Source organism: Bacillus cereus group sp. BfR-BA-01347 (assembly GCF_022663835.1).
GTDB lineage: Bacteria > Bacillota > Bacilli > Bacillales > Bacillaceae_G > Bacillus_A > Bacillus_A thuringiensis_K.
In genome coordinates this window covers 150,123-168,429 of record NZ_JAKUGG010000010.1, presented here as the reverse complement: position 1 = coordinate 168,429, position 18,307 = coordinate 150,123, and the positions used below count along the sequence as shown (strand labels likewise).

Below are 18,307 nucleotides of genomic sequence, written 5' to 3'. Positions count from 1 at the left end.
GGAATGAATGTTTGAAAAACCTTATATTGCGATGATAAAGGATTGGGAAGGATACAAAGCATACAAAAAATTGCCGAAAACAGTTTTTCTTATGACTGGTTCAATGCTGGAATTACCAGAGCGTGTATATGAATTGCAGAAACATGGACATGATGTATTTCTTCATTGTGATTTTATACAAGGCTTAAATACGAATACAGAGGAAGCGCTTTTGTATATTCAAGATGTTATCGGGGCACAAGGTATTATTTCAACAAAAGGTTCGACAATTCGAAATGCTAATAAAATTGGATTGAAAACAATTCAACGTATTTTTATTGTAGATACTTTATCTCTTACTAAATCAATTGAAAATTGTAAAACGACTAAACCGAATGCAGTAGAGATTATGCCGGGGATTATGCCTTCTATTATTAAACAGCTAGTAGAGGAACTAGAGTTTCCTATTATTGCAGGCGGGCTGATTCAAACTCGAGAAGATGCGGAAATTGCAATTCGTGCAGGAGCAAGTGCGATTTCAACAAGTCATTATGAAGTATGGATACAAGAAGAAAAAAGGAGTGCAACCTTGTGATTGAATTGAAAAATGTTTCAAAGGTATATAAAAATGCAGAAGAGACAGCGGTTAAAGGCGTATCGGTTCATATTAAGAAGGGCGAATTTTTTGTTTTAGTTGGACCTTCGGGATGCGGGAAAAGCACATTATTACGAATGATCGCTGGCTTAGAAGAGATTTCTTCGGGAGATTTAATTATTAATGAATGTGTTGCAAATGATCTAGAGCCGAAAGACCGTAATCTATCAATGGTATTTCAAAATTATGCATTATATCCACACTTATCTGTAGAAGAAAATATTTTATTTGGACTTAAGGTAAGAAAATTACAAAAAGAAGAGCGACAAAAGCGATTAATGGAAGCTATTGAAATGGTAGGACTGAAAGAGTATGTGAAAATGAAACCAGGCCAATTATCAGGCGGACAAAGACAGCGTGTTGCACTAGCCAGGGCAATTGTGAGTCAGGCACCAATCTGTTTAATGGATGAACCACTTTCGAATTTGGATGCGAAATTACGTGCGCAAATGAGAATAGAAATTAGAGAAATTCAGCAGCGATTAGGAATTACGATGATTTACGTTACCCACGATCAAATAGAAGCGATGACTATGGGAGATCGTATCATGGTTTTAAATAAAGGAAGTATACAGCAAGTTGGAACACCACTTGACATATATAACGAACCAGCAAACGAGTTTGTTGCAAGCTTTATAGGTTCTCCTTCTATGAATATAAATGATGGGGAAGTGAATAAAGAAAAAGGTGTATTACATATAGGGAAATTGCAAGTTCCATTATCTATTAGACAGTTAAAGCAATTACCAGAAGGAACAATTCGCATAGGCATGCGTCCTGAGCATATTGCACTGTCTGAGGAAGGACAAGAAGTGACGTTGCAATCTGTAGAAGTATTAGGGAATGAATCTATATTGAACTTTGCGGTAAATGGAACAACTTGGAGTGCGAAAGTTATCGGACAGTTACTCTTGAACAAAGGTGACAAAGTAAAATTATTATTCTCGCAAGAAAAGTTATGCTTCTTTAACGAAAACACGAATGAACGCTTAAAAGTGGTAGCTAAAGAAGAGTTGAAAGTGGTGGCGAAATAATGATCGAAGTAAGTAAGTTACCAGTTCAAACAAAGGTGTCAAAAAAGAAAAAATTATGGGGGAGAACGAAAGATTTAAGAATAGGATTATTGTTTTTGGCACCATCTATTTTGCTATTTTCGATTTTTCTGTTCTATCCATTGTTTAGGACGATTTACTATAGTTTTTATTTAACCGATATACATGGAGAAGCTAATCTTTTCGTTGGCTTAGAAAATTATCAATATTTATTCTCTGATCCAGCCTTCTACAAAAGTATAAAATCAACTTTATTATTTGTTTTATATACAGTGCCTACGAGTATTATATTTGCTTTGTTTCTTGCATTGATTGCAAATGGAAAGGTAAGAGGTATTGGGTTATTCCGAGTTCTGTTTTCTTCGACGATGGGAATATCAGTAGCTGCTAGTGCAGTGATTTGGCTATTTTTATTTCATCCAAGTGTAGGATTATTTAATAATATATTAGGCTCTATGAATCTTCCTGCAATCGCATGGTTAACGAGTCCGGACTGGGCACTATTCTCTGTATCAGTTACAACAGTTTGGGTGAATACAGGATTTGCATTTTTAGTTATATTAGGTGGTTTACAAAATATCGATACGTCTTTATATGAGAGTGCATCTATAGATGGTGCTAGTTATTTATATAAGCTTCACCGTGTTACATTACCGATGCTATCGCCAACTTTATTCTTTATTGTAACCGTAACGTTAATTAGTGCGTTCCAAAGCTTTGGACAAATTGATATTTTAACGCACGGTGGACCGAATGATGCAACGAATTTAATTGTGTACTCGATTTACAAAGAGGCGTTTGTGAATCATCAATTTGGAACAGCAAGTGCACAAGCAATGGTATTATTTGTTTTCATTTTCATTGCTACATTACTTCAATTTAAGTTTGCTGAGAGAAAGGTGCATTATAAATGATTGTTAAACAGTGGAAGCAAAATTTCCTATTATACATGCTGCTCATAATTAGTGCAGTAATGGTATTTTTTCCTGTACTGTATGCGTTTTTAATAAGCTTTATGACACCAGACGATATTCAAATGAGAAGGTTATTTCCAACTCAATTTACTTTTGATAATTTCATTAATATTTTTCAAAAAGTACCGCTTTTTACATACTTATATAACAGTTTAATTGTATCGATAGTCGTTATGATTGGACAACTTATCGTATCAAGCTTAGCGGCGTATGCTTTTGTTTTTCTTCAGTTTAAAGGGAGAAACTTAATTTTCTTCCTGTTTATTTCAACGATGCTGATTCCGTGGGAAGCAACGATGGTGCCTAACTTTTTAACGATTCAAAACTTTGGCTGGATTAATAGTTTTTCCGGGATGACAGTGCCGTTTTTTGCAACAGCTTTCGGTATTTTCTTGTTACGTCAACATTTTATGACACTTCCGAATGAACTGAAAGAAGCTGCATTTATTGAAGGGATTGGAAATATAAGATTTTTATTCAGCGTTGTAATTCCGTATTGTAAAACGAGTTTTATTACGCTTGGAGTATATAGCTTTTTAACAACATGGAATATGTATTTATGGCCACTTTTAGTGACCACTGATGAAAAAGTAAGAACAGTGCAAATCGGTGTAAAGCAGCTTCAGTCTCAAGAAGTTGCAACTGATTGGGGAAGCGTAATGGCCGGTGTTACGGTTATCGTTATTCCAACATTGATTTTACTATTTTTAGGGCAAAAGCAATTACAACAAGGATTAACAAAAGGTGCAATTAAATAACTAAGAGAAGGTGAGATTTAAATGAGTCTAGTTAAAAAAGGTGCTGCTCTATTAATGGTAGCAACAATGGCATTATCTAGTGCAGCTTGTTCAAATAGTAAAACAGAGGGAAAACCTGAAGCACAGGCAAAAGTAGCACCAGTTGAAAAAAATGGTGATAAAACTGTAATTCGCTTCTGGCATGCGATGGGTGGAAAAACACAAGGAGTATTAGATGGTCTTGTTGCAGACTATAATAAGTCGCAAAATAAATATGAGATAAAGGCAGAGTTCCAAGGGACATATGAAGAGTCTTTAACGAAATTTAGAACGATGTCTGCAACGAAAGAAGCGCCAGCTCTTGTTCAATCGAGTGAAATTACAACGAAATATATGATTGATAGTAAAAAAATAACACCAATTGATAGCTGGATAAAAAAAGATAAGTACGATACGTCAAAATTAGAAAAAGCAATTACAAATTATTATTCAGTTGATGGAAAAATGTATTCTATGCCATTTAATTCATCTACACCAGTATTAATTTATAATAAAGATGCTTTTGCAAAGGCGGGCTTAGATCCAGAGAAAGCTCCAAAAACATATGCGGAATTACAAGAAGCAGCGAAAAAGTTAACGATTAAAGAAGGCGGAAATGTAAAACAATATGGATTCTCCATGCTTAACTACGGTTGGTTCTTTGAAGAATTGTTAGCGACACAAGGTGCTTTATATGTAGATAACGAAAACGGCCGTAAAGATGCTGCAAAGAAGGCGGTATTTAACGGTAAAGAAGGACAGAAAGTATTTGGAATGTTAGATGATTTAAATAAAGCTGGCGCACTTGGAAAGTATGGAGCAAGTTGGGATGATATTCGTGCCGCGTTCCAGTCTGGACAAGTTGCTATGTATTTAGATTCTTCAGCAGGTGTTCGTGATTTAATTGATGCATCTAAGTTTAATGTAGGTGTTTCATATATTCCGTATCCAGAGGATTCGAAACAAAATGGTGTTGTTATTGGTGGAGCATCATTATGGATGACGAATATGGTTTCAGAAGAAACGCAACAAGGTGCTTGGGACTTTATGAAATATTTAACGAAGCCAGACGTACAAGCAAAATGGCATACTGCAACAGGTTATTTCTCAATTAATCCAGATGCATATAATGAGCCATTAGTAAAAGAGCAATATGAAAAATATCCACAGTTGAAAGTAACAGTAGATCAATTGCAAGCGACGAAGCAATCTCCAGCAACACAAGGGGCTTTAATTAGTGTATTCCCAGAATCACGAGATGCAGTTGTAAAAGCATTAGAAGCGATGTATGACGGGAAGAATAGTAAAGAAGCGTTAGATGAAGCTGCCAAAGCAACAGATAGAGCAATTAGCATTTCAGCTCGTACGAGTCAAAAATAAGAGAAAGCCGTATCCTTAAAAGGGATACGGCTTTCTTTATAGGGAGATAAGGGATCAAAGAAATGATGAAGTCTTATCTCTTTTATATGAGTAAAGGGTCTAGAGTGAATGTTGTCCTTTTCATTATTTATTTAACCCCATTGCGACTTGTTTACCATTTACGAAAACCTCTACTACCGCTACTACAACTTCCATTACTTTTTTCATCTCTCATCTCTCCTTATTTTTTGTTTCATTTCTTACTCTCAGTATAAGGAAATACAGTAATTACAACTATCGAATTGGATGACAAGAGACTTACATTGTTGTAAGGGTAATTGTTTAGTTTGTAATAAAGTGAAACTTTAATCAATGGGGCTTTTCTTCATCCCCCACTGATTATTAGCCCTCACCAATAGGGCTTTTACGGGCAGCCCTACCCCCACCTAACTTCTTTGCTTCCGCTGAATTTTGAGGTGGGGGGCTTACTGCCCGTTAATGCGGGGGAAATTTAATTCAAGGTTAAGATTCGGAATTTTCCGTTGTTTTGAACTATAATTAGAAAGAGGGGGGATAATATGAAAAGAATTCTTGTTATTAGTGATATTCATGGAGAAATAGAAAAGTTCGAACAGTTGTTGAAAGAAGCTCAATATAATGCGAAAAAGGATCAATTAATCTTACTGGGAGATTATGTAGATCGTGGTCCAAATGCGCGTGCTGTAATTGAAAAGGTAAAAGAATTGAAAGAAGAGGGAGCACTCATTTTAAAAGGAAATCATGAAGATATGATGATTAAGGCGTTAACGACAAATGAGGAACGTTCATGGAACCATTGGGTAAAAAGAAATGGTAGAGATAAGACATTATATAGTTATGGATTTGTAGAAGAAGATATTGCGGTTAATGAGAAAGACTTCCAAAAACCGATTTTACAATCTTCTGTATTAGAGGAACATATAAAGTTTATTCAAGAATTAGATCATTACATTGAAACAGAAGAGTATATATTTGTACATGCTGGGGTTGAGCCGATGAAACGAGTTTCTGAATCTGAACCATATACGTTAATGTGGATCCGTAATGAATTTCATAATGGATATAGCGGTGAAAAGGTTGTTGTATTTGGGCATACGGAAACAAAGACGCTTCATAGTAGTGAGGATTGCGGAGTGTATTTTGGTAGTAATCGTATTATTGGAATTGATGGCGGGGCTGTGTATGGTGGTCAGCTAAATTGTTTGGAGTTGCCAAGTAAAAAGGTATATGTAATAAAAAATTGAAAGAGATAAGAGGAATCTTATTTCTTTCAATTTTTTATTAAGGTAAATTTAAGACAAAGTTTTTATAATAAAAATTCAAAATTTGAGAAGGAAATAGTTGAAAATGAAATTACGTAATATAACTACATTCTTTTGTTATGAAGAGAAGAAATGTAATAATAAATAGAATTGAACTATTTGATGGAAGGTGAGAGCATGCGCTTACTTGTAATAGAAGATACTACTTCGTTATTAGAATCTATCGTACAAATTTTGCGTGATGAATTTGAAGTAGATACGGCAATAAATGGAGAAGATGGATTGTTTTTAGCGCTTCAAAATATATATGATGCAATTTTGTTGGATGTGATGATGCCAGGGATGGACGGATTTGAAGTGATTCAAAAAATACGTGATGAAAAGATTGAAACACCAGTCCTGTTTTTGACAGCGAGAGATTCTTTAGAAGATCGGGTGAAGGGATTGGACTTTGGTGGAGATGACTATATCGTTAAGCCATTTCAGGCCCCTGAATTAAAAGCGAGAATTCGCGCTTTACTACGCAGAAGTGGTAGTTTAACAACGCAGCAAACAATTCGCTATAAAGGGATTGAATTGTTCGGAAAAGATAAAGACGTTCAAGTAGATGGACAAGGTATTAAGTTGACATTGAAACAATATGAGCTACTAGAGTATCTCATTCAAAATAGCGGGAAGATTTTAATGCGTGAACAAATTTTTGATCGTGTTTGGGGATTTGATTCAGATACGACAGTAGCGATTGTAGAAGTGTATGTGCATCATTTACGTAAAAAATTAGAGCCATTCGGTTATCAGAAAGATATTCAAACCGTTCGAGGTATTGGATATATATTAAAAGAACAATGAGAAAAGGAAGTATGTTTCAAAAGACACGCATTCGTTTGACTATAGTGAATTCATTAGTATTTATCCTATTAATAGGTATATTAGGCAGTATTATTTATTCATACACATATAAGCGTATTTATAATGAAGTGGATCAATCTATAAAAATGATGGCCCAGTATAGAGAGAAATTAGATGTTAAAATACCACCAAGAAAACGCATGGAGAATATCCAGATTGGAGATCCGCGAGTAACTAGAATAACTTGGAATGGGAAAATAGTGAAAATAGAGGGCGATAACCGTAAATACCGTTCTATTTTTGAAGAGAATTTGGAAAAGTTTTCTCCAAAAAAATTAGGGGAGTTACAAGATATTGAAGTACAAGGACGATATTTTAGAGCATTTTCGCTTCAAAAAGATGGAGAAATAGTTCAAATCGTGCGAGATATAACAGCGGAAGAAAGAATGTTAAATACTTTATTTTTAATCCTCGTTATAGGTTGTAGCATAGGAAGCCTCTGTGCGATAGGTATCGGCTTTTTCCTAGCTGGCAGAGCACTTGTACCTATTCAAAATTCATGGGAGAAACAGCAGCAATTCGTTTCTGATGCATCACATGAACTAAGGACACCGCTTGCAGTTATTCAATCAAAAACGGATGTGTTATTCCAATCACCATCCGCTACGATAGAAGAAAAAGCGATAGATATTTCTACAATTTCAAAAGAATGTAGGCGGTTATCGAAACTCGTTAGTAATTTATTATTGCTAGCACGTTCTGATTCTAATCAAATTGAGATGGATAAGAAAACATTTGAACTTGATAAATTGTTAAAAGAAATAGTAGCTCCATATAAAGAGATTGCTTCTTATCAAGAAAAAGAAATGATACTAAAAGTAGAACGTGGTGTATCTTTTATGGGGGATAGAGAGCGGATTCATCAAATGATGGTCATACTGTTAGATAATGCGATGAAGTATACAAACGAAGGTGGGCATATTCAAATCGATTGTACGCAAACGAGTAGTTCAATTCGTATACAGGTGAAGGATGACGGGATAGGAGTGAAAGAAGAAGATATTCCGAAATTATTTGATCGTTTTTATCAAGGAGATAAAGCAAGAAGTACGTCAGAAGGAGCTGGATTAGGTCTTTCAATCGCAAATTGGATTGTAGAAAAGCATTATGGAAAAATATCAGTAGAGAGCAGGTGGGGAAATGGCACTGGTTTTGAAGTGATTTTCCCTAAAAATCAAAAAATATAAGTAAGAAGACGATCTTGTTTTTACAAGGTCGTCTTTTTTTAAGGGAAAGTTAAGAAACTATTTATATTATGTATGGCATAAAGAACGTTCGTTACATGAAGAAGAGACTAGGTGTATGTGAGTGGATTTTATCAATCATAATGTTATCTCAAGCAGAGATGAGATGTATGTATAGTATTAAAAAAATTATGGGAATGCTGAAAAAGAAAGTGTAAGAGGGAGGAATTAATTTTGAAAAAGAAAATGATGATGGTATTCACTATTGGAGTAATGAGTTTAAGCATATTAGGGGGTGCCTCTCCTTCTGAAACACAAAAAGGAAAGACAGATTACACGCAGCGCAGTAAAGAACAATTGAACAATGGTAAGATACATGCAGTGCATACAGAAGAAAAAGCAGAGGAACTAGGTATTGAAACGGAAGGAAAAGAACAAATTACATTAGAAAAAGAAATTCATGAAACAGAAGTAGGAAGGGAAGCAGAGCAGTTAGGTATTTCGATTGAAGGAAAAGATGTTGGGACGCTGTCAGAAGAAATCTATGAAACAAAAGTAAAGCAAGAAGCGTTAAAGCTAGGTATATCTATAGAGAATACATCAATTGTAGATTTAATTACTCAAATTAATACGATTAAAATTAAAGATGAAGCAGATAAATTAGGCATTTCTACAGATGGAAAAGAAATCGAAGACATCGCGGAAGAAATCTACGGAACGAAAGTAAGAGAAGAAGCAGGAAAGTTAGACATTTCTCAAAAAGGAAAAGAAATTGAAGAGTTAGCACAAGAAGTGTACGAACAAAAAGTACAGGAAGAAGCAAAAAAATATCATATTGATTTGTACGGTAAAGATATATATCAAATATTAAAAGAAATTAATGAACAAAAGGTGCTACAAATGGCAGATGAGCTTAATATGGATAAAATGAATATGAATATTCAAGAGTTAGCGGAAAAGATAAAAAAAAAATCAGCCTGAAAAAGGAAAAGAACTAAATTTTGTACCGATGATTAGAACGGATGCTGACGCATTTTATTCTTATTTAACGAATTAATAAGGGCGTGAAAGTGATAAGAAAATTGAAGTGGTATATATGTACAGCTTTACTAGGTGCAGCAATATGGAGTGTATATACAAATGGAATTCCAAAGTATGTAGAGAAGTTTACATTCTCAAATATACAAAGAGGAAAAGAAACGGAGTTTTGTAATAACGATGAAAAAGTCATCTTATCAAATGTTCCATTAATTCAGCAGTTACCAGAATTGGATAGAGGCTGTGAAGTGACAAGTTTAGCGATGATGTTACAATATGCTGGTGTTTCAGTGGATAAGATGACATTAGCAAATGAAATAAAAAAAGTTGATTTTATAGACGATGGTGTGCGCGGGAATCCGAATGAAGGATTTGTAGGTAATATTTATACATTTTCTGAATCAGGATATGGTGTATATCATGGGCCACTTTTTCAGTTAGCGGAAAAATATTTACCTAATAAAGTTGTAGACTTAACTGGGAAGAATATAGAAGAGATTTATAAGAGTGTAAAAGCAGGGAAACCGGTAGTCATGATTACGAATGCAACATTTGCACCATTAGATGAAGATGAATTTACTACATGGGAAACAAATAGTGGAGATGTTTCTATTACGTATAATGAACATTGTATTGTACTTATTGGGTATGATCAGGAATCTGTATATATTCGAGATCCACTTGAGGATAGCTTAGATGTAAAAGTGCCGAGAGAAAGCTTTGAACAGGCATGGGTGCAAATGGGGAGTCAGGCAATTAGTTATGTAAAGAACTCCAAATAAATTAGGAGGAAGAGTTTTAGTAAGATGACTATAAGGCGAAGGATAGAGATTGAAGATTATAAGAGAAATTTTTTAGAGTAGAAGCTGTTGAGAAATAAGAGAACTTTAGTATATATAATGCTAAACTTCTCTTATTTTTATGATTAAAATCCTTATTAAGGAGTGAATATGTAAAAATGCATAATTGACGAAAAATTTACATGTTATCATTATATATTGTTTTATACATGTTAATTGTATAAAATGACACAAGTATCCACATTACATAAAGGAGGCTTATTATGCAAAAAATATTTAACGGGGTTAAATGTATGAGTATCAATAAAAAATTAATCATTTCATTTTTTATTATTTTAACTATACCAGGAATTATTATCGGTGGTGTTTCATATCAAACTGCCAAAACAAATTTTGAACATCAAATGACAGCTAAAGCAAAGGAGAATATTTCGATTTTAAATACTGTTATTTCTCAAAATATAGAAGAGAAATTTGTTGATGCGACGTACTTTGCAGACATCTTAACAGAAGATACATATCCAAATGGACAGGAAGAAATAGTAAGAACGAAGCTAGCGCAATATATAAAACTTCATCCAGAAGTAGAAGGTATTTATATTGGAACAGAGACAGGAAAGTTTATAAGAGAACCATTTATCCAAATGGATGGTGGGTATAATCCAACAGATAGATCTTGGTATAAAGAAGCACATGAAAATAAAGGGAAAGTAATTGTTACTGCACCATATCAGTCAGCATCTACAAAAAATATGGTAGTGACAATTGCGAAAGAAGTAAAAGATGGTAAAGGTGTTATAGGAATTAATTTAAACTTAGATAACATCTTAAAAATTTCCAAAATGATTAATATTGGTGAAAAAGGTTATGCAGTTATTTTAGATCAAAATAAGCAAATTGTTAGTCATCCATCTAGAAAACCAGGTGCAAAAGTTACTGATCCTTGGATTAAACCAATTTATGAAGATAAACAAGGAAATGTCTCTTATACAGAACAAGATGATAAAAAGAATTTAATCTTTGCAACAAATGAGAAAACAGGCTGGAAAGTAGTTGGCGTTATGTTTGATGAAGAAATTACACAAGCTGCCAGTCCAGTGTTTTATAAGACTTTGATTGTCATTGCTATTGCTATTGCATTTGGTAGTATATTAATTTATTTCATTACAAAGTCTATTACAGGGCCATTACGAAAAATAGCTGAATCGGCATATAAAATTAGTAAGGGAGATTTAACAGAGAAAATTACAATCCATTCCAAGGATGACATAGGGAAATTAGGGAATTCATTTAATGAAATGTCTACGTCTTTACAAGATGTTATTACCCAAATTAGCTTTTCAGCAGAACATGTCGCGGCATCGGCTGAAGAGTTAACAGCGAGCGTACAGCAAGCAAATGATGCGACAGATCAAATTACAATTGCGATGGAACAAGTATCAGGTGGGGCTGAGTCACAAAGTCAAGGTGTTGAAGAAGGTGCTGCTACATTACAACAAGTAAATACAGCAATTCAAGATGTAACCGGAAGCGCAGAGTCAATTTCTATTTCCTCATTACATGCGAGAGAAAGAGCTGAAGAGGGAGAAGATTTAGTTGAACAAACTGCAAAACAAATGCAGTCTATTTCTAGGTCGGTATCCGAGTCAGATGCTATTATTAAACTTCTTGATGAGAAATCAAAGCAAGTAGGAGCTATTTCTGAAGCAATTCAAAACATAGCTACTCAAACGAACTTATTAGCTTTAAATGCGGCTATTGAAGCAGCAAGAGCAGGTGAACAGGGTCGAGGATTTGCTATTGTAGCAGATGAGGTTAGAAAATTAGCAGAGCAATCAGGAGAGTCATCTGGAGAGATTGCAAATTTAATTGCAGAAATTAAGGCGGATATTGAACATACTGTTAAGGCAATGGATAATGTGAATGGAGAAGTTCAACAAGGCCTTGATGTTGTAACAAAAACGAAAGTAAGTTTTACGGAAATTTTAAGTTCTACTACACATATTGTTGCTCAAGTTAATCAAATGGTAGAAACAACGAAGAGAATTGCTGGAGATGCAAATGAAGTGACAAATGCTATTGATGAAATTGCAGCGGCTGCAGAAGAAAATACAGCTAGTATGCAAAGTGTCGCAGCTTCAACAGAAGAACAGGTTAATTCAATGGAGGAAATTAGTTCAGCTTCGCAAAACTTAGCTGGGATGGCCGAAGAACTACAAGCGATGACTAGTAAATTTAAAGTATAATAACAGCAGATAAGTAAGGTGAAAATAATATCACCTTACTTATTTTTCTATTCAGCAATTAGGGGAGTCATTAACGGGATGAAAAAAAGAAAAAGACTATGGAATTTGTGGAAAACGATTACATTGTTAGTTTGTACAGTTGTAATTTTTTCTTTACTTGTGACAGATATATTAATTAGTCATAATGTAGAACGGGCGACGGAGGATAGCCAAGCAGAGAAAGCAAAAACAATTGCACACATTGTGGCGAATGATTCAATTGTAATCAATGGCTTGGTTGGGAAAGCGGATACTCCTGCAATCCAAACGTATACAAATAGGATATTAAAAAACACAGGTGTTCAATTTATTGTAGTTATGGACATGGATGGAATAAGAAAATCTCATCCAGATCCTCAAAAAATAGGTCATCATTTCATTGGTGGGGATGAAGGGCCTGCATTGAAAGGAAAAGAACATGTATCGTTAGCAGAAGGAACTTTAGGTATTTCCATGCGAGTATTTGTACCAATATTTTCTGAAACAGGTGAACAACTTGGAGCAGTGGCTGTTGGTATTTCAGCAGATAATGTAAAAGAGAGAGTTAAGGAAAGTAGACATATCATTTATATTGGTGTCGGAGTTGGGGTATTAGTCGGAATTATAGGAGCAATATTACTAGCTAGACATATAAAGAAAAGTTTATTCGGTCTTGAGCCGCACAGGATAGCAAAAATTCTTGAAGAAAGAAATACGATGCTACAATCTGTAAAGGAAGGTATTATTGCTGTAGATAAAGAGGCTAGAGTAACGTTAATTAATAATGAAGCGAAACGTCTATTTAAAAAAAGCGGACTTGAAGAAGATTTTATCGGTAAAGATGTTGAGTTGTATATGCCAAATTCACGTATAAAAGAAGTATTGAAAACGGGAGAAGTACAATTAAACGAAGAACAAAATATTTACGGAATTACGATTGTGACGAATCGAGTTCCTTTATATGTAAAAGGAGAAATAGTTGGTGCAATTGCAACATTTCGTGATAAAACAGAGATTAGAAAACTAGCAGAGGAACTAACTGGTATTAGACTATATGCAGAAGCATTACGGGCACAATCTCATGAGTTTATGAATAAGATGCATGTCGTATTAGGGCTTACACATATGAAACAGTATGAAGAATTACAGAAGTATATAAGCGGCATGGTATCAGAGCATCAATATGAAATTGGTGGAGTTATGAAAAGAATAAAAAGTCCAGTATTTGCTGGTTTTTTACTAGGTAAGCTCAGCTATGCTAGAGAGAAAAATATAAAATTAATTATAAGTGAAGATTCTTATATGCCGGAAATAGATGATGAAAGTATTACTCATGAACTTATTACGATTGTCGGAAATTTAATTGATAATGCATTAGAGGCAGTTACGAATTGTGAAAACAAGCAAGTTGAAGTTAAGATACAACATGGGGATATACTAACTATTACAGTACAAGATACGGGAAAAGGTATACAAGAAAAAGAAATAGAGGAATTATTTACGAAAGGTTATTCCACAAAGGGAGATAACCGCGGTTATGGTTTGTATCTTGTAAAAGAAAGTATACAGCGAATAAATGGGGAAATTCATATGCATTCATTAGTAGGAAAGGGAACAACGATAACGATTGAAATACCTAAAGGTAGGGATGAGAGGCAAATATGATTAAAGTTTTAATTGTAGAAGATGACCCGATGGTAGCAATGTTAAATACGCATTATTTAGAGCAAGTAGGAGGGTTTGAACTTGTTCAAGCAGTTAACTCAGTAAAGTCGGCGATAGAAATATTAGAGAAATCACGAGTAGATTTAGTATTACTTGATATTTTTATGCCTGAAGAGACTGGGTTTGAGCTTTTAATGTATATCCGGAACCAAGAAAAAGAAATCGATATTATAATGATTTCAGCTGTACATGATATGGGAAGTATTAAAAAAGCATTACAATATGGTGTAGTAGATTATTTAATTAAACCATTCACATTTGAACGATTTAAAGAGGCATTAACTATATATCGAGAAAAACTTACTTTCATGAAAGAACAACAAAAAATTAGTCAATCGGAATTAGATTCGTTAATTTTACAAAAAGAAAAAAGAGAGCCTACTGTCACTAAAGAGCTTCCGAAAGGTTTAACGAAGCAAACGTTGCAATTAATTTGGCAGAAGATCGAGTCTCTGAATGGAAGAGTATTTACAACAGATGAAATGGCACAATTAGTTGGAATTTCAAGAGTTTCTATTCGAAAATATGTAATGTTTCTGACTGACATTGGGGTGTTAGAAAACGAAATGATGTACCAACATGTGGGAAGACCTGTAAGTAAATTAAGATGTGTTGATCAAAAGAAAATAGAGTTTTACGTATAAGCGACTTAATATAAGTCGCTTATACTTTTTTTAATTACAAAATCAATTACAAAACTTACAAAAACTATTTTTACTATTGAAAGCGTTTTAATATTGTTATTAAGAAAACGAGGGGGTGCCATATGGGAATTCAAAAGAATGTGGAAGCGGTATCATTTTCTGAAGGAAATGAAGTACAAAGAGAATCTTTCGCTTCTAAAATTATGAATGTAAAAATCGGTGTTATACCTTTACCGTTATATGTAGTATTGGCTGCTATTATTTATGGGGCATCTGTATATAATAAATTGCCAGCAGATATGATTGGTGGATTTGCAGTTATTATGATCATGGGGATTTTCTTAGGCGATATTGGGATGAGAATTCCAATTTTAAAAAATATCGGCGGTCCAGCAATACTTTCGTTATTTATTCCATCATTACTTGTATTTTTTAACTGGATGAATCCAGCTTCAATGGAAGCTGCGACTATGTTAATGAAAAAATCGAACTTTTTATATTTATATATTTCTTGTTTAGTAGTCGGAAGTATTTTAGGAATGAACCGTAAAGTGTTAGTACAAGGTTTCGTTCGCATGTTTATTCCTTTAGTAGTAGGGACGTTAGCTTCTGTAGCAGTAGGATTATTGGTCGGTTCATTATTTGGATTTGAAATGAAGCAGACATTCTTCTTTATCATCGTACCAATTGTGAGTGGCGGTATCGGGGAAGGGATTTTACCATTGTCGCTAGCTTATAGTGATATTTTAAATGAATCATCAGCAACGTTTGTATCACAGCTTATTCCAGCAGCTATTATTGGAAATATGTTCGCAATTGTAAGTGCAGGGTATATGAAGCGTTTAGGTGAAAAGAAACCGGAGCTTAGTGGTAACGGTGTATTAGTGAAAACAGACAATCAAGCAGAATTATTAAAAGAACAAAATACAGAGAAACCAATTGACTTCTCATTAATGGGAGCAGGTTTATTAATTGCGTGTACGTTCTTCATCTTCGGAGGATTTGCTTCTAAGTTCATCGGTATTCCTGGGGCAATTATTATGATTTTCTCAGCAGCACTTGTGAAATACTTTAAATTAATGCCAGCAAAAATGGAGCAAGGAGCATTCCATTTATATAAATTTATTTCGAAGAATTTAACTTGGCCTTTAATGGTTGGATTAGGATTGCTGTATATTCCGTTAAAAGACGTAGCAGCAGTTCTTTCAGTAGGATATGTTGTTGTGTGCGCATCGGTTGTTCTTACAATGGTAGCATCAGGTTTTCTTGTAGGGAAAGTGATGAAGATGTATCCAGTTGAATCGGCGATTGTAACTGGATGTCATAGCGGTTTAGGCGGAACTGGAGATGTTGCTATTTTATCGGCTTCAAATCGTATGGAATTAATGCCGTTCGCGCAAATTTCGACTCGTTTAGGCGGGGCGGCAATGGTTGTAACGGCGACAATATTATTAAAGATGTTTTCATGATCAAACAAGCTAGCTATATTCATATAGCTAGCTTGTCAAATTAAGGGGAGATTATAAGTATGTTAGCAAATCAAATTAATGAAAGATCATTGTTATTGCATAAAGAATTAGTAGGGAAAATTGAAATTACAAGTAAAGTTGAGGTAAATTCAGCGTATGATTTAAGCCTGACGTATACACCAGGTGTAGCGGAGTCTTGTAAAGCAATTGCGGCAGATGAAGAAACAGTGTATGACTATACAGCACGTGGCAATATGGTGGCAGTTGTTTCAGATGGAACAGCGGTACTCGGCTTAGGAAACATTGGACCAAAAGCGGCTATGCCTGTTATGGAAGGAAAAAGTATTTTGTTTAAGAAATTTGCTAATGTAGATGCTTTCCCATTATGTTTAGGCACAACGGATGTAGATGAAATCGTTACCCTTGTAAAAAATTTAGAGCCTACATTTGCAGGGATTAATTTAGAAGATATTGCAGCACCGCGTTGTTTTGAAATTGAAAAACGATTAAAAGAAGAAACGAATATTCCTGTATTTCATGATGATCAACATGGAACAGCTATTGTCGTTTTAGCAGCTGTTATTAATGCATTAAAAGTTGTTAGCAAACAAATGGATAATGTGAAAATCGTTATTAACGGTGCGGGCTCGGCAGGAATTGCAATTGGAAAATTATTATTAAAGGCTGGTGCAAAGCACATTACGCTAGTTAGCTTAGAAGGTATTGTTTGTGAAGGTGAAACATGGATGAACGAAGCGCAAATTGAAGTTTCAAAAAAGACAAATCGTGAACATGTGCGTGGAACGTTAAAAGAAGCGATTCACCAAGCTGATATTTTTATTGGCGTATCTGCTCCTAACGTATTAACGAAAGAACTTGTGCAGACGATGAATGAGAAAGCAATTGTGTTTGCAATGGCTAATCCAATTCCAGAAATCTTCCCTGAGGATGCATTAGAGGCTGGGGCAGCTGTAGTAGGAACTGGACGCTCGGATTATGCGAATCAAGTAAATAATGTATTGGCGTTTCCCGGAATATTCCGCGGTGCGTTAGATGTGCGCGCAACTGATATTACAGAAGAGATGAAATTAGCGGCAGCATATGGGATCGCTAACATCATTACTGACGAAGAACGTAATGCGAATTATGTAATCCCAAATCCATTAGATAAAAGAGTTGTTCCAAGTGTTGCAGAAGCAGTAGCGAAAGCAGCTATTGATTCAGGCGTGGCGCAAATTACGAAAATACCACGTTATTAATAGCTAAAAGCAGTGCCTAAAAGGCACTGCTTTTTTGAGATAAGAAATCAAAATAATGAAGAAGTGTAGAATTATTTATGTTTCTTCACTATTTATTTAATTCCATTGCAACTTGTTTACCATTCACTAAAACCTCAGTTACTGCTACGATCACTTCTATCATTTTTTTCATCTCTCATCTCTCCTCGTTTCATTTCTTACTTTAAGTATAAGAGAAGAGAGATAATTCAACTATCGAAGTACATGACGTAGAAATTACATTGTTGTAAGAAAGTGGTTTATTTTTGTCACTTTACTCAGCAGTGATTACAAACTGATCATAATATTTTTCATTCACATATATATTTAATAACCATAATCCAGATGAAGGTAGTGACATAGTGAGAGGGAGTTCGTTTGTAGTAGAATCGATTGTATTTGAAGTAGTCCAAGTTTGTTTGGAAGTTTCTTTTTGAAAGAGTACTTGTGTCGGAGTTACAGATCCTTGTTTTAGCGCAATAATAGACAATTTTCCAGTTGGTATTTCAGAATCTAGAAAGTACCACATTATTTCATTTTGTTCATTTGCGATAATAGGATTATCAGCCATTGCGATTTTTCCTTCGACGCCTTTTAAAGGTATTTTTCCGTCTATGAATGAGGGGGCTTCTTCCCAATTTACATCTTTTAAAACACTAAGGTGAAAGAAGGAAGGTGCGTTCACTTGGGTGGATGACGTTGCGACAGCTTCAGTTTTAGATGCTTTTGAATCAGATTGTGCTTGTGTGCATCCAGTGATGAGAAAGGAGAGAAGTAGCATAGTTCCGATTTTTTTCATGGTGCCACACTCCTAGTTTTTATTGTTAGTGTAATTGTATTTGCTAGAAGGCGGGACAATTCCTTTAAAGTATAAAAAGAGGTCGTAAGTTTTGTACGACCT

General features: G+C 34.7%; 15 protein-coding genes and 1 pseudogene. 15 read left to right on the top strand and 1 reads right to left on the bottom strand.

The annotated features are described in order from the left end of the window. Nucleotides 1-7 precede the first annotated feature (7 nt). The 15 genes and pseudogenes from MR143_RS16470 to MR143_RS16400 all read left to right on the top strand — a co-directional run bounded on the left by MR143_RS16470 (nucleotide 8) and on the right by MR143_RS16400 (nucleotide 17,388). Complete coding sequence (locus MR143_RS16470; protein WP_000462084.1) at nucleotides 8-574, top strand: glycerol-3-phosphate responsive antiterminator; 567 nt, start codon at nucleotides 8-10, stop codon at nucleotides 572-574. Further along, nucleotides 571-1,668, top strand: a complete 1,098-nt coding sequence (locus MR143_RS16465) for an ABC transporter ATP-binding protein (protein WP_000571374.1) — start codon at nucleotides 571-573, stop codon at nucleotides 1,666-1,668. Before MR143_RS16470 ends, MR143_RS16465 begins: the two co-directional genes overlap by 4 nt. Then, nucleotides 1,668-2,600 carry a carbohydrate ABC transporter permease gene (locus MR143_RS16460; protein ID WP_000573804.1) on the top strand — a complete coding sequence of 311 codons (933 nt, stop codon included), beginning with the start codon at nucleotides 1,668-1,670 and terminating at the stop codon, nucleotides 2,598-2,600. Before MR143_RS16465 ends, MR143_RS16460 begins: the two co-directional genes overlap by 1 nt. Beyond that, nucleotides 2,597-3,418, top strand: coding sequence for a carbohydrate ABC transporter permease (locus MR143_RS16455; protein ID WP_000635941.1), 822 nt, complete (start codon nucleotides 2,597-2,599; stop codon nucleotides 3,416-3,418). Before MR143_RS16460 ends, MR143_RS16455 begins: the two co-directional genes overlap by 4 nt. A 21-nt stretch (nucleotides 3,419-3,439) precedes the next feature. Then, the gene (locus tag MR143_RS16450) at nucleotides 3,440-4,816 is read left to right on the top strand and encodes an ABC transporter substrate-binding protein (RefSeq protein WP_000060602.1); all 1,377 of its coding nucleotides are present in this window, start codon (nucleotides 3,440-3,442) and stop codon (nucleotides 4,814-4,816) included. Between the two features lie 557 nt (nucleotides 4,817-5,373). Continuing rightward, the gene (locus tag MR143_RS16445) at nucleotides 5,374-6,078 is read left to right on the top strand and encodes a metallophosphoesterase family protein (RefSeq protein WP_242280867.1); all 705 of its coding nucleotides are present in this window, start codon (nucleotides 5,374-5,376) and stop codon (nucleotides 6,076-6,078) included. A gap of 195 nt (nucleotides 6,079-6,273) precedes the next feature. After that, on the top strand, nucleotides 6,274-6,945 hold the full coding sequence (locus MR143_RS16440; RefSeq protein ID WP_001238549.1) for a response regulator transcription factor: 672 nt from the start codon (nucleotides 6,274-6,276) through the stop codon (nucleotides 6,943-6,945). After that, nucleotides 6,942-8,192 carry a sensor histidine kinase gene (locus MR143_RS16435; RefSeq protein WP_307831740.1) on the top strand — a complete coding sequence of 417 codons (1,251 nt, stop codon included), beginning with the start codon at nucleotides 6,942-6,944 and terminating at the stop codon, nucleotides 8,190-8,192. Before MR143_RS16440 ends, MR143_RS16435 begins: the two co-directional genes overlap by 4 nt. 231 nt (nucleotides 8,193-8,423) lie before the next feature. Beyond that, nucleotides 8,424-9,246: pseudogene (locus tag MR143_RS16430) on the top strand (transporter). A gap of 7 nt (nucleotides 9,247-9,253) precedes the next feature. After that, nucleotides 9,254-10,009, top strand: coding sequence for a C39 family peptidase (locus MR143_RS16425; RefSeq protein WP_199718277.1), 756 nt, complete (start codon nucleotides 9,254-9,256; stop codon nucleotides 10,007-10,009). Nucleotides 10,010-10,290: 281 nt separating this feature from the next. Continuing rightward, complete coding sequence (locus tag MR143_RS16420; RefSeq protein ID WP_199718279.1) at nucleotides 10,291-12,273, top strand: methyl-accepting chemotaxis protein; 1,983 nt, start codon at nucleotides 10,291-10,293, stop codon at nucleotides 12,271-12,273. A 78-nt stretch (nucleotides 12,274-12,351) separates the two neighbouring features. Beyond that, nucleotides 12,352-13,956 (top strand): sensor histidine kinase, encoded by a 1,605-nt coding sequence (locus MR143_RS16415; RefSeq protein WP_046946732.1) that lies wholly within the window; start codon nucleotides 12,352-12,354, stop codon nucleotides 13,954-13,956. After that, entirely contained in the window at nucleotides 13,953-14,660 is a 708-nt protein-coding gene (locus tag MR143_RS16410) for a response regulator (RefSeq protein WP_000598666.1), read from the top strand. The genes MR143_RS16415 and MR143_RS16410 overlap by 4 nt, the downstream gene beginning before the upstream one ends. A 122-nt stretch (nucleotides 14,661-14,782) precedes the next feature. After that, entirely contained in the window at nucleotides 14,783-16,129 is a 1,347-nt protein-coding gene (locus MR143_RS16405) for a 2-hydroxycarboxylate transporter family protein (protein WP_000512725.1), read from the top strand. Nucleotides 16,130-16,188: 59 nt separating this feature from the next. After that, on the top strand, nucleotides 16,189-17,388 hold the full coding sequence (locus MR143_RS16400) for an NAD(P)-dependent malic enzyme (protein ID WP_000880787.1): 1,200 nt from the start codon (nucleotides 16,189-16,191) through the stop codon (nucleotides 17,386-17,388). Nucleotides 17,389-17,680: 292 nt separating this feature from the next. Here MR143_RS16400 and MR143_RS16395 read toward each other — a convergent pair whose 3' ends face one another. Next, nucleotides 17,681-18,205, bottom strand: coding sequence for a DUF4871 domain-containing protein (locus tag MR143_RS16395; RefSeq protein WP_000719689.1), 525 nt, complete (start codon nucleotides 18,203-18,205; stop codon nucleotides 17,681-17,683). Nucleotides 18,206-18,307 lie beyond the last annotated feature (102 nt).

What these genes read in the sequence shown, in the direction of transcription:
- MR143_RS16455 (WP_000635941.1), top strand. Translation starts at nt 2,597, where the DNA reads ATGATTGTTAAACAGTGGAAGCAAAATTTCCTATTATACATGCTGCTC.
- MR143_RS16395 (WP_000719689.1), bottom strand. Translation starts at nt 18,205, where the DNA reads ATGAAAAAAATCGGAACTATGCTACTTCTCTCCTTTCTCATCACTGGA.
- MR143_RS16440 (WP_001238549.1), top strand. Translation starts at nt 6,274, where the DNA reads ATGCGCTTACTTGTAATAGAAGATACTACTTCGTTATTAGAATCTATC.
- MR143_RS16420 (WP_199718279.1), top strand. Translation starts at nt 10,291, where the DNA reads ATGCAAAAAATATTTAACGGGGTTAAATGTATGAGTATCAATAAAAAA.
- MR143_RS16470 (WP_000462084.1), top strand. Translation starts at nt 8, where the DNA reads ATGTTTGAAAAACCTTATATTGCGATGATAAAGGATTGGGAAGGATAC.
- MR143_RS16435 (WP_307831740.1), top strand. Translation starts at nt 6,942, where the DNA reads ATGAGAAAAGGAAGTATGTTTCAAAAGACACGCATTCGTTTGACTATA.
- MR143_RS16460 (WP_000573804.1), top strand. Translation starts at nt 1,668, where the DNA reads ATGATCGAAGTAAGTAAGTTACCAGTTCAAACAAAGGTGTCAAAAAAG.
- MR143_RS16445 (WP_242280867.1), top strand. Translation starts at nt 5,374, where the DNA reads ATGAAAAGAATTCTTGTTATTAGTGATATTCATGGAGAAATAGAAAAG.
- MR143_RS16450 (WP_000060602.1), top strand. Translation starts at nt 3,440, where the DNA reads ATGAGTCTAGTTAAAAAAGGTGCTGCTCTATTAATGGTAGCAACAATG.
- MR143_RS16415 (WP_046946732.1), top strand. Translation starts at nt 12,352, where the DNA reads ATGAAAAAAAGAAAAAGACTATGGAATTTGTGGAAAACGATTACATTG.
- MR143_RS16400 (WP_000880787.1), top strand. Translation starts at nt 16,189, where the DNA reads ATGTTAGCAAATCAAATTAATGAAAGATCATTGTTATTGCATAAAGAA.
- MR143_RS16410 (WP_000598666.1), top strand. Translation starts at nt 13,953, where the DNA reads ATGATTAAAGTTTTAATTGTAGAAGATGACCCGATGGTAGCAATGTTA.
- MR143_RS16405 (WP_000512725.1), top strand. Translation starts at nt 14,783, where the DNA reads ATGGGAATTCAAAAGAATGTGGAAGCGGTATCATTTTCTGAAGGAAAT.